The following is a 10,320-nucleotide window of genomic DNA, read 5'->3' as shown; positions in this document are numbered from 1 at the left end:
CAAGCCGCCGGTCCACCACAAGCCCCCGACCCACCACAAGCCTCCGGTCCACCACAAGCCGGACTGCCCGCCCAAGCACCACCAGCCGCCGAACCACCACACTCCGTCGCACCACGAGCCGCCGCAGCTGGCGCACACCGGTGCCGAAGCCAACCTGGGGATGGCCGGCGGGGCCGCCGCGGCCATGGTGCTCGGTGGCACTCTGCTGGTCCGCCGCACTCGCGCCGCGAAGGACTGACCGACGCGGTCGACAGGTAGCGGATCCCGAACAGCGGTCCGTCGTCACAGCCGGGGCTGTGACGACGGACCGCTGTTCTTCCGTTCGGGCCGGCTCAGATCCGGGCGAGCCCCGCACGGTCCAGGCAGGCCGCGATCCCGGCGGTCTCGGCCGCGTCCAGGCGGCGCATCGGCGCGCTCACCGCATTCGTCTGGATGATCCCGAGCAGCATGAGGGCGGTCTTGAAGGCACCCAGGCCCGCGGCGGTGGCGGACGCCGTGCCGGGGCGGGCGGCACGGACGATGTCGAAGAGCGCGACCAGCCGGTCCTGTTCGGCCCGGGCGGCGGCCCAGTCGCCCCGTACCGCGGCCTCGTGGAGACGTACGTAGCCGTGCGGGTCCACATTGCCGAGCCCGGGGACCGAGCCGTCCGCGCCGCCGAGCATCATCGCGTCGACAACCAGCTCGTGCCCGGTGAGCACGGAGAACTCCGGGAGCTCGCGGGCACCGATGGCCAGGCGGCGGAACGAACCGTCGTCGCCGCTGGAGTCCTTCACCCCGGCGAGCACACCGTCCGCGGCGAGCGGCAGCAGCAGCTCCGGGTCGAGCTTGCTGTGCACACAGACCGGTACGTCGTACGCCAGGACCGGCAGGTCGAGGGCGGCTGCGATGTCGCGGAAGTGGCGGTCGATCTCGGTGTCGTGCGTGCGTGTGTAGAACGGGGCGGTGACGACGACGGCGTCGGCGCCGAGCGCTTCGGCGGCGCGGGCCCGCTCGATGGCCCGGCCGGTGGTGGTCTCGATCGCTCCGACGAGCACCGGAACCTGCCCGGCGCAGGCGGCCGTGATGACCTTGATGACCTCGTCCTGCCGGCCGGGTGTCAGATAGGCGGTCTCCCCCGAGCTGCCGAGGGCGAACAGGCCGCTGACGCCGCCGTCGAGCAGATGCCCGACAACCCGCTCCAGGGAGGGGCGGTCGATCTCGCCGTCGGCGGTCAGCGGGGTGACGACGGGTGGGATCACGCCGGTGTAGCGGGGGTTCCGGGCGGTCATGCGGTGCTCCTTGCGGACGGTACGGGGGAAGCGGGGCTCTGGGGGTGGACGCAGTGCCAGCGGTGTCCGTCCGGGCCCGCGGCCTCGGCGGGAAAGACCGTGGCGCAGGCGTCGTCAGCCTTCCAGCAGCGGGTACGGAACGGGCAGCCGGACGGCGGGTTGGTGGCCGAGGGCACCGGTCCGGTGAGCACGATGCGTTCGGTGGTCTCCAGCAGGCTCGGGGTCGCGGAGAGCAGGGCCTCGGTGTACGGGTGCACGGGTGCGCCCGCCACATCGGCCGCGCGCCCTTGCTCCACGATCCGGCCGAGGTAGAGGACGGCGAGGCGGTCGGCGAGGTAGCGCACCGTCTGGATGTCGTGCGAGATGAACACCATGCCGAGGCCGAGGCGTTCACGCAGGTCGACCAGGAGGTTGAGGACCTGGGCGCGGACCGAGACGTCCAGGGCGGAGGTCGGTTCGTCGGCGACGATCAGTTCCGGTTCCAGGGCCAGGGCGCGGGCGATGGCGACGCGCTGGCGCTGACCGCCGGAGAGCTGTCCGGGGAGCGCGGCAAGGGTGTGGCCGGGCAGGCCGACCAGGTCGAGGAGTTCCTCGACGCGAGCCTCGCGCTCCTCGCGGGTGCCGCGTCTGTGCACGTCGAGCGGGTCACGGAGGATCTGACGGACCGTGAGCCGGGGGTTGAGGGCGGTGGACGGGTCCTGGAAGACGACACCGACGGCGGAGCCGAAGTCGTCGCGGCGCTGTGCCGCGGACATCGTCCACAGGTCTCGGCCGTGGAAGCTGACCTGGCCCTCGGTGGGTTTCTGCAGTCCGGTCAGTACCCGGGCCAGGGTGGACTTGCCGCAGCCGGACTCGCCGACCAGGCCGACGATCTCGCCGCGCTCGACCTCCAGGGTGGCGTCGGTCAGGGCGTGCACGGCGTCCCGGCGGAAGACTCCGCCGCTGCGTGCCTTGTGGCGTACGTGGACGCCGTCGAGCCTGATCACCGGGCGCTCCCTTCCAGTCGTGCGGCCTTCGCCGGGTGGTGGCAGGCGAAGCCGTGGTCGTTGGCGGTGTCGCGTGCGGTGAGTTCGGGTGCGGTGGTGCGGCACAGGTCGGTGGCCGCGTCACAGCGCGAGGCGAAGCGGCAGCCGGCGCCGAAGCCCTGCGGTGCGGGGACGATGCCGCGGATCTGGTGCAGCCGGTCGGCGCCGGCCTCCAGGGAGACGACCGAGCCGAGCAGGCCGCGGCTGTAGTGGTGGGTGGGGCCGGTGAGTACGGAGCGGGTCGAGCCGATCTCGGCGAGACGGCCCGCGTACATCACGGCGACCCGGTGCGAGAGGTCGCCGACGAGGGCGAGGTCGTGCGAGACGAGGACCATGGCGAAGCCGAGTTCGTCGCGCAGCTTCACGAGGAGTTCGACGACCTGGGCCTGGACGGTGACGTCGAGGGCGGTGGTCGGTTCGTCGGCGATGAGCAGGCGCGGGTCGCGGGAGAGCGCCATGGCGATCAGGACGCGCTGTCGCTGGCCGCCGGAGAGCTCGTGGGGGTAGCTGCGCAGGGTGCGTTCGGGTGCGAGACCGACGAGTTCCAGGAGTTCGGCCGGGGTCTTCGTACCGCCGCGCGAGGTGAGCTGCTTGAGCTGGGTGCCGACGAGGACGGAGGGGTTGAGGGAGGAGAGCGCGTCCTGGTAGACCATCGCGATCTCCGGACCCATCAGTGCCCGGCGTTCCTTCGGTGACATCTCCAGCAGGTTCCGGCCGCGGTACAGGATCTCGCCGCTGACCTCGGCGTTGCGGGCGAGCAGGCCCATGACGGCGAGGCTGGTGATGGACTTGCCGCAGCCGGACTCGCCGACCAGGCCGAGGGTCTCGCCCTCGTGAACGGTGAAGTTCAGCGAGTCGACGACGGGGATCTGCCCGTAGCGGTCGGGGAAGCGGATCGACAGGTCCCGCACGACGAGCAGTTCGGCGGCGTCGTCCCGTACCGGGGTGATGGTCGGTTCGGTGGCCTCGACGCGCTCGGCGAGCCTGGCGAGGGCGGCGTCGACGTCCACGGCGGAGGCGGCCTCGACCGGGTCGGGCGCGGTGGTTGCGGTGGGGTCGGTGGCGGGCCCGGCGCTCTTGGGCGCCGCCGAGGCGTCGGTGAGGCCCTCGGAGAGGATGTTGAGGGCGAGGACGGTGATCAGCAGGGCGAGGCCGGGGAAGAAGGTGGCCCACCAGCCGCCGGCCAGGAGGATCTGCCGGCCGTAGGCGAGGACGCTGCCCCAGCTGGGGTCGGGGTCCTGCACTCCGGCGCCGATGAAGGAGAGGCTGGCCTCGAAGATGATCGCCTCGGCGACCATGACGGTGGCGAACACCATGACCGGGGCCATGCAGTTGACGGCGACGTGGCGGAGCACGATGTAGCCGCGCCGGGCGCCGATGACCTTCTCGGCGGCGACGTAGTCCTCGCCGTACTGGGAGAGCACATTGGCGCGGACCACACGGGCCAGCGACGGGGTGTAGACGAAGGCGATGGTGAAGATGATCACCGGGACGCTGGTGCCGAAGACCGCGACGAGGACGGCGGCCAGCGCGATCGGCGGGAACGACATCACGACGTCGAGGGTCCGCATCACGGACTCGTCGCCGAGCCTGCGCGAGGTGGCGGCGATCGAGCCGAGCAGGGCTCCGGCGACCAGTGCGAGCGCGGTCGCGCCGAGGCCGATCACCAGCGAGTAGCGCGAGCCGTGCACGACCCGGGCGAAGATGTCGCGGCCGGCCCGGTCGGTGCCGAACCAGTGGGCGCCGCTGGGTGCCTGCACCGGGGTGCCGGTGGTCAGCGGGTTCTGGGTGAACAGCGGGGCGAGTACGGCACCGAGGACGACGACGATCAGTACGCCGAGGGCGATGCGGGAGGTGACCGGGAGGGCGCGGAACGCGATGCCGGGTCGGGACAGTTTGTTGGCCAGACGGCCGGTGGCGAACATGTCACACCGTCCTGATGCGGGGGTTGACCAGCAGATAGAGCAGGTCGACGATGACGTTGACCACCAGGAACGCGATGGCGATGGTCAGTACGGTGCCCTGGACCAGGGCGACATCGCCGCCGGTGACACCTTCGAGGATGAGCTTGCCCATGCCGGGCAGATCGAAGATCGCTTCGATGACGACGGCGCCGCTGAGCATGTAGCCGACCTTGATGCCGAGCACGGTCAGCGGGGTGACGAGCGCGTTGCGCAGCACCGAGCGGATCACCAGCAGCGGCGGGAGGCCGTTGCCGCGGGCGGTGCGTACGTAGTCACGGTCGAGCTCAGCGACCATCGAGGTCCGTACGAGCCGGGCGAGGGAGGCGGAGACCGGGAGCGCGAGCGAGACCGCGGGCAGGGCCATGGTGGTGAGCCAGCCGCTGAAGGAGTCGGCCGGGTTGGTGTATCCGCCGGTCGGGAAGATCCGGGTGTTCAGCGCGAACTGCTGGATGAGCAGCACGCCGAGCCAGAAGGACGGGATGGCGACGCCCGCCATGGAGACCACCCGGAACAGCTGGTCGGGCCAGCGGTCCCGGTACATCGCACCGGTCACTCCGAACAGCACGGCCAGCACGACCGCCAGGAGCAGTCCGAGCAGGGTCAGCTGGAGGGTGAGCGGGAAGGCGGCGGTGATCCGGTCGACCACGGGCTGGCTCGGCGGGACGGTCATGCCAAGGTCGAAGTGGAGCAGCTGTCCGAGGAAGTGGAAGTACCTGACCGGGAGCGGGTCGTTGAGGCCGTTGGCCTCGGCGAACGCCGCCCGGGCCTCGGGGGTGGCGCTCTCCCCGAGCGCGTTGAAGGCCGGGTCGGCCGGCGAGAACTGGAGCACCACGAAGACGAGCAGCGCGATGCCGAGGATCATCACCGGCATCATCGCGACGCGGCGCAGCGCGAGCCGGAGAAAAGCAACCATCGTCGGGTTCCTTGCGGTTGGGCGGTGTGGTGGCCCGGGACACCTGGGGAGGGCAGGTGTCCCGGGCCGGGCGATCGGGCGCCGTGAGCCGGTCAGGCGCGGCTGACGTCCAGGAAGGAGAGGCCCGTGGTGGGCAGCGGCTTGAAGCCGGGCAGCGCCTTCTCGTTCCAGGCCGTGGGCAGCTTGCGGTGGAGGATCGGGTAGAGCGCGGCCTCGTCGGCGACCAGGTCGGTGACCTCGCCCCACAGCTCCTTGCGCTTCGCCTCGTCGGCGGCCCGGGCGGCCTTGTCGAGGGTCTGCCTGACCTTCTTGTACGCCTCGGACTTGCCCCAGCCGTAACGGCTCTCGGGCCAGAAGCCGTAGTAGAACCAGCGCAGCAGGAGGTCGGCGTCGTTGCCGAAGACGGACGGGTCGCCGGGGGCGACCAGCACCTCGAAGGCACCCTTGTCGATCTTGGCGTACTGGGCCGGGGACTGGGCGATGTCGAGGGTGACCTTGACGCCGGCCGCCTCCCAGCTCTCCTTCAGCAGCGGGGCGATGTCCTTGACCCAGCCGGTGTCGGTGGTGAGGACGGTGAAGGAGAGGTTCTTGACGCCCGCGTCGGCGAGCAGCTGCCTGGCCTTCGCCACGTCGTGCGTGTAGACCGTGGCGGCCTTGTGGTAGTCGGGGTGGGTGGCGGGGACGTATCCGGTGGCGGCTGCGGCGTTGCCCACCATCGCCGTCGAGATGATCTTCTCGGTGTCCAGGGCGTAGTGCAGTGCCTGGCGCACGCGCTTGTCCGCGAACCGCCTGTCGGCGGTGTTGAACATCAGGAAGAGCAGGCCGAAGGACTGCACGGACTCGGTCTTCGAGGAGCCGGCGAGCCGCTCGACGTCGATGTAGGGGACGTCCTCGATGGCCTGGACGCGGCCCGACTCCATGGCGCTGACGCGTGCCGACTGGTCCGACATCAGCCGCCAGATCATCTTCTTGGCCCTGGCCGGGTGCGCGCCGTTGTACTTGTCGTACGCCTCGAAGACGATCTTGTCCTCGCGGGTCGCCTCGACGAACTTGTACGGCCCCGAGCCGACCGGCTTGGCGTCGAACGCCTTGGGGTCCGGTTCGACGATCTTCTTCGGGACGATCCGGGCGACGGCGATGCGGGACGGGAAGAGCGCGAAGGGGTACTTCAGCTTGAACTCGACCGTGCCGGCGTCGACGGCCTTCACCGTGTCGATGAAGGGCACGAACTGCGCCATGAGGGAGGCGTTCTTCGGGTCCAGGATGCGTTCGAAGCTGAACACCACGTCGTCGGCGGTGACCGGTGACCCGTCGTGGAAGGTGGCGCCCTCGCGGAGCGTGGCCCGGTAGGTGGTGGCGTTGATCTTCTTCGGCATCTCGGTGGCGAGCGCGGGACGGGCCACGAGTGTTGCCGGATCGAGATCCACGAGGCCCTCGAAGATGTGCATATTGGCGGCGTACGGGGTCGCACCCGAGGTGATCATCGGGTCGAAGCCGGTCGACAGGGGGTACGAGAGACCGGCCTCGATCAGGCCGCTGCCGCTGCCCTTGTCCGCCGTGCCGTCAGCGGTCGATGACGGCCCGCCGCAGGCGGAAAGGCTCGCCGTGATGGCGGCTGCCGCGCCGACAGCACCGGTGTATCGCAGGAAGGTGCGGCGCTCGACACCGGCTGGTCTCAGCTCGGGCACGGGTCCTCCAGGGACGTCGAAGGTGGAACGTGAGGGGGAGATCTGGTGGGGAAGCAGGAGGCGGGGCGCAGGATCGCGAGGGATCGGAAGCCCTGAGCATCAGACGTCAGATGTCTGATGCCTTGATAGCGTGGGAACGTAGCTGGACAATCGAGAGGGGTCAAGAGGTGGGGAGTGCACATATGTCCGGTGCGAAGCCCGGCCGGCAGCTGCTCCGGCAGGAAGTGGTCGAGGGCATCAAGCGCTACATCCTCGAAAAGCGTCTTCGCCCCGGGGACCCGCTGCCCACCGAGCCGGCCCTGTGCGAGGCGCTCGGCGCCAGCCGCTCCAGCGTCCGCGAGGCGGTCAAGATCCTCGCCGCGCTGGACATCGTGGAGGTGCGGCACGGGCACGGCACATACGTGGGCAGGCTGAGCCTGTCGGCCCTGGTGGAGAGCCTGACCTTCCGCGGACTGCTCTCCCCCGACGACGACTTCCAGGTGATGGCCGACCTCGTCGACGTGCGCGAGCTCTTCGAGCGCGGGATGGCCGACCGGATCGTCTCGCTGCTCAGCCCGGAGCAGCTCGACAGGCTGGACGGCCTGGTCACCACGATGCGCAGGACCGGCGCCCAGGACGGGCACGGCTTCGTGGAGGCGGACCGGGCGTTCCACGCGCTCCTGGTGGCACCGCTCGGCAATGAACTGATCGGCCAGCTCTCGATGGCCTTCTGGGACGTGTACTCGATCGTCGCGCCGCATCTCGACGGATTCACGCACGCCGACGAGATGGCGACGATCGCGGCCCACCAGAACATCGTGGACGCCGCACGGGCCGGGGACATCACCGGCTTCATGAAGGCCCTGGGCGAGCACTACGCCCCGGTCCGGCGCCGGATCTCCGAGGCCCGCGCCCGCGACAGCGCCCTGGACTAGGGCCTCCCGTCCGGATCGTGCCGTGATCCGCCGGCCGGGCCCTTGACGGCCGGCGCGAGGGCTGCCTAGGGTCCGTGTGCCGCCAGGACATCTGACGTCTTCTGTCTCGATGCCCGGCGTTCACACCCCCGGCGCACCCCAGGAGGGCACCTCCATGCCGTTGACGGACCTCTCGCTCGCGGACTGCCGCGGCTACCGGCCCGAGCTGCCGGTTCCGGACGGCTTCGACGCCTTCTGGTCGAGCACCCTGAGCGAGGCGCCCGCCACCGGCGGCCCGGTACCGAAGCCGGTGTTCGCGCCCGTGGACACCGGGCTCACCCAGATCCGTACCTACGATGTGACATTGCCCGGCTTCGCCGGACGTCCGGTCCACGGCTGGCTGCACCTGCCGGCCGTGGCCACCGAACCCCTCGGCTGCGTGGTCGAGTTCCTCGGCTACGGGCGGGGGCGCGGCCTCGCGCACGAGAACACGCTCTGGGCGTCCGCCGGTCACGCACACCTGATCATGGACACCCGCGGTCAGGGCTGGTCGGCCGCGGGCGGCTCCACCGCCGATACGGACGCCGGCGCGGCCGGCACCGTGCCCGGCTTCCTCACCCGCGGCATCGAGAGCCCCGAGACGTACTACTACCGGCGGGTGTTCACCGACGCGGTGCGCTGCGTCGAGGCGGTGCGCGAACACCCCGCGGTCGATCCGGACCGGATCGTCGTGACCGGGGTCAGCCAGGGCGGCGGGATCGCGCTGGCGGTGTCGGGGCTGGTACCGGGGCTGGCCGGGGTGATGCCGGACGTGCCGTTCCTCTGCAACTTCCGGCGCGGCGCGGACATTTCGAGCCGGCCTCCGTACACCGAGATCGCCGAGTACCTGAAGCTCCACCGCGACCGCGCCGAGGCGGCGTTCACCACCCTGTCGTACTTCGACGCGGCGCTGCTCGCCACCCGCGCCACCGCTCCCGCGCTGTTCTCGATCGCGATGATGGACGAGATCTGTCCGCCCTCCACCTGCTTCACCGCGTACAACCACTACGCGGGGCCCAAGGACGTACGCGTCTACGAGTTCAACGGGCACGAGGGCGGCACGGCGTATCAGCAGCGGGAGCAACTGGCCTGGGTGCGTTCCCTGTTCGCAGGCCCGCCGTCGGGGCGGGCCGGCCACTCCTGACCGGAGGCACCTTCCGTGCGCAGACGATCCATGCTTCTTGCCGCTGGCGCGGCGGCCCTGAGCGCCCCGCTCGGCGGCCGCGCCTTCGCCGCCGCTCCGGGCGGCGGTCCGCTCCTGGACCACGACACCCCCGTGGACCTGGACGGCAGCGAGTACGTCGACCTGTCGGACCGGGTCGGCGCACTCGCCCCGCTCACCGCGGGGACCATCGTCGTCACCTTCCGCACCACCAGCCACAACGAGGCGATGACCCTGCTCAGCGCCTCGGACCCGACCGAGCCCTCGTCCAACATCACGCTGAACCTGAGCGGCGGCGCCCTGCAGTTCTCCGCGCGCGAGAAGGGTTCGGTGCTGGTCAATGTCATGACCCGGACGCGTTATGACGACGGTCTGCCGCATACCGTCGCTGTCACCGTCGACTCCTCCGGCACCCGGCTCCACGCCGGCGGACGCACGGTGTTCGCGACCGCGCGCCACTCCTTCTTCGCCGATGTCTCCGGGCTGAGCGCGCTCGCTCTCGGCCGCAATCTCGACAGCGACCACCCCGGCGGCGAGTGGTTCTGCACCGGCACCGTCGAGCGGGCCGCGGTCTGGGACCGGGTGCTCGGCGAGGCCGAACTGGTCGCACAGAGCACCCGCCCCGACCTCGCCGACCTCGGCACGATCTCCACGGTCCTGAACAGCGACACTCCCGCCACCTGGGTCGTCACCGGCGACAGCATCACCCACGGCGCCCTGCACACCAACGGCTGGCGCAGCTACCCGGAGCACTGGACGGAACGCGTCCGCTGGGAGCTGGGCAAGCCGAAGAACCGCGACTTCGTGATCGACTCCGGCGTGAGCGGCGCCACCAGCGCCGAACTCGTCGCCATGTTCGGGGAGCGGGTCACCGCCTTCTCGCCGCGGGTGGTCTCGATCATGATCGGTACGAACGACATCGCGACGTCGGGTCTCGGCCCCGAGGCCTACCGGGCCAATCTCGTCTCGCTCGTCCGCTCGGTGCGGGCGCTGCCCGGCTCGCCGGTTCCGGTGCTCCAGTCGCCCAACCCGGTCGATCCGGCCAAGTGGCCCGGCCGGGTGGGTCTTTCGCGGTACGCGCAGGTGATGGGCGAGGTCGCGGCGGCGCAGAACGCCGTGTTCATCGACCACTACAACGACTGGCTGAACAGCAACGGCGGCCAGGTCCCGCTGTCGCTGCTCAATGACGGGCTCCACCCCGACGAGCGGGGGCACCACCGCCTCGCACTCAAGATGATCAAGGACTTGCGGGTCTTCGACAGCGGCAGCAGGGTCTGTTCGCTGCGCATCCCGTAGCGGCGCGCACGAGCAGTAGCGCCAGCAGGCCCAGCATCAGCGAGTACAGCGGCAGGAGCGTGGTGTTGCGCC

Annotated in this window: 9 protein-coding genes; 4 read left to right on the top strand and 5 right to left on the bottom strand. The window is 70.7% G+C overall.

The window, feature by feature from the left end; translation table 11 throughout:
- On the top strand, positions 1–238 hold a 238-nt coding region (locus ACWCPY_RS33640; protein WP_451271422.1), incomplete at its 5' end, for an LPXTG cell wall anchor domain-containing protein.
- A gap of 94 nt (positions 239–332) precedes the next feature.
- On the opposite strand, the gene ACWCPY_RS33635 is transcribed toward ACWCPY_RS33640, so the two are convergent.
- From ACWCPY_RS33635 to ACWCPY_RS33615, 5 genes are all read right to left on the bottom strand, one after another.
- Positions 333–1,268, bottom strand: coding sequence for a dihydrodipicolinate synthase family protein (locus ACWCPY_RS33635; protein ID WP_451271420.1), 936 nt, complete (start codon positions 1,266–1,268; stop codon positions 333–335).
- Positions 1,265–2,254: an oligopeptide/dipeptide ABC transporter ATP-binding protein gene (locus ACWCPY_RS33630; protein WP_451271418.1), complete on the bottom strand. Its 990-nt coding sequence runs from the start codon at positions 2,252–2,254 to the stop codon at positions 1,265–1,267. The genes ACWCPY_RS33635 and ACWCPY_RS33630 overlap by 4 nt, the downstream gene beginning before the upstream one ends.
- Complete coding sequence (locus tag ACWCPY_RS33625; protein WP_451271416.1) at positions 2,251–4,218, bottom strand: dipeptide/oligopeptide/nickel ABC transporter permease/ATP-binding protein; 1,968 nt, start codon at positions 4,216–4,218, stop codon at positions 2,251–2,253. The genes ACWCPY_RS33630 and ACWCPY_RS33625 overlap by 4 nt, the downstream gene beginning before the upstream one ends.
- A gap of 1 nt (position 4,219) precedes the next feature.
- Complete coding sequence (locus ACWCPY_RS33620; RefSeq protein ID WP_362453619.1) at positions 4,220–5,170, bottom strand: ABC transporter permease; 951 nt, start codon at positions 5,168–5,170, stop codon at positions 4,220–4,222.
- Positions 5,171–5,262: 92 nt separating this feature from the next.
- On the bottom strand, positions 5,263–6,858 hold the full coding sequence (locus ACWCPY_RS33615) for an ABC transporter substrate-binding protein (RefSeq protein WP_451271413.1): 1,596 nt from the start codon (positions 6,856–6,858) through the stop codon (positions 5,263–5,265).
- A gap of 182 nt (positions 6,859–7,040) precedes the next feature.
- Here ACWCPY_RS33615 and ACWCPY_RS33610 point away from each other — a divergent pair, with 182 nt between their 5' ends.
- The 3 genes from ACWCPY_RS33610 (at position 7,041) to ACWCPY_RS33600 (ending at position 10,248) form a co-directional block, all read left to right on the top strand.
- Complete coding sequence (locus ACWCPY_RS33610; protein WP_451271411.1) at positions 7,041–7,772, top strand: FadR/GntR family transcriptional regulator; 732 nt, start codon at positions 7,041–7,043, stop codon at positions 7,770–7,772.
- Positions 7,773–7,926: 154 nt separating this feature from the next.
- Positions 7,927–8,934: an acetylxylan esterase gene (locus ACWCPY_RS33605; protein WP_451271409.1), complete on the top strand. Its 1,008-nt coding sequence runs from the start codon at positions 7,927–7,929 to the stop codon at positions 8,932–8,934.
- A gap of 30 nt (positions 8,935–8,964) precedes the next feature.
- A complete protein-coding gene (locus ACWCPY_RS33600) occupies positions 8,965–10,248 on the top strand; it encodes a GDSL-type esterase/lipase family protein (protein WP_451271407.1) in 1,284 nt (427 codons plus the stop codon).
- Positions 10,249–10,320: the final 72 nt, after the last annotated feature.

The organism is Streptomyces sp. NPDC002403, assembly GCF_053593015.1.
The sequence above is the reverse complement of the archived record's forward strand: the minus strand, read 5'-3'. Positions and strand labels throughout refer to the sequence as shown.

Excerpts from the sequence above, each read along its gene's own strand:
- ACWCPY_RS33605 (WP_451271409.1), top strand. The coding sequence starts at position 7,927 with ATGCCGTTGACGGACCTCTCGCTCGCGGACTGCCGCGGCTACCGGCCC.
- ACWCPY_RS33600 (WP_451271407.1), top strand. The coding sequence starts at position 8,965 with ATGCTTCTTGCCGCTGGCGCGGCGGCCCTGAGCGCCCCGCTCGGCGGC.
- ACWCPY_RS33620 (WP_362453619.1), bottom strand. The coding sequence starts at position 5,170 with ATGGTTGCTTTTCTCCGGCTCGCGCTGCGCCGCGTCGCGATGATGCCG.
- ACWCPY_RS33610 (WP_451271411.1), top strand. The coding sequence starts at position 7,041 with ATGTCCGGTGCGAAGCCCGGCCGGCAGCTGCTCCGGCAGGAAGTGGTC.
- ACWCPY_RS33635 (WP_451271420.1), bottom strand. The coding sequence starts at position 1,268 with ATGACCGCCCGGAACCCCCGCTACACCGGCGTGATCCCACCCGTCGTC.
- ACWCPY_RS33625 (WP_451271416.1), bottom strand. The coding sequence starts at position 4,218 with ATGTTCGCCACCGGCCGTCTGGCCAACAAACTGTCCCGACCCGGCATC.